The organism is Staphylococcus sp. EG-SA-17, assembly GCF_017151845.1.
Taxonomy (GTDB): Bacteria; Bacillota; Bacilli; order Staphylococcales; family Staphylococcaceae; genus Staphylococcus; species Staphylococcus aureus.
Genome location: NZ_JACVZO010000137.1, coordinates 1 through 255, shown reverse-complemented (window position 1 = coordinate 255; position 255 = coordinate 1). Strand labels below are relative to the sequence as shown.

Genomic DNA, 255 nt, shown 5'->3' with positions numbered 1-255 from the left:
AAGGACAACCAGGAAGTAAGACAATCACAACACCAATCACAGTGAACCCATTAACAGGTGAAAAAGTTGGTGAGGGTCAACCAACAGAAGAGATCACAAAACAACCAGTAGATAAGATTGTAGAGTTTGGTGGCGAGAAAATACCGCAAGGTCATAAAGATATCTTCGATCCAAACTTACCAACAGATCAAACGGAAAAAGTACCAGGTAAACCAGGAATTAAGAATCCAGACACAGGAAAAGTGATCGAAGAGC

Annotated in this window: 1 protein-coding gene; it reads left to right on the top strand. The window is 40.8% G+C overall.

All coding sequences use genetic code 11. The features are described 5' to 3' along the window. Window positions 1-255, top strand: a 255-nt coding sequence (locus IDG65_RS14435; RefSeq protein WP_199852982.1) for an E domain-containing protein, incomplete at both ends; no start/stop codon positions are given.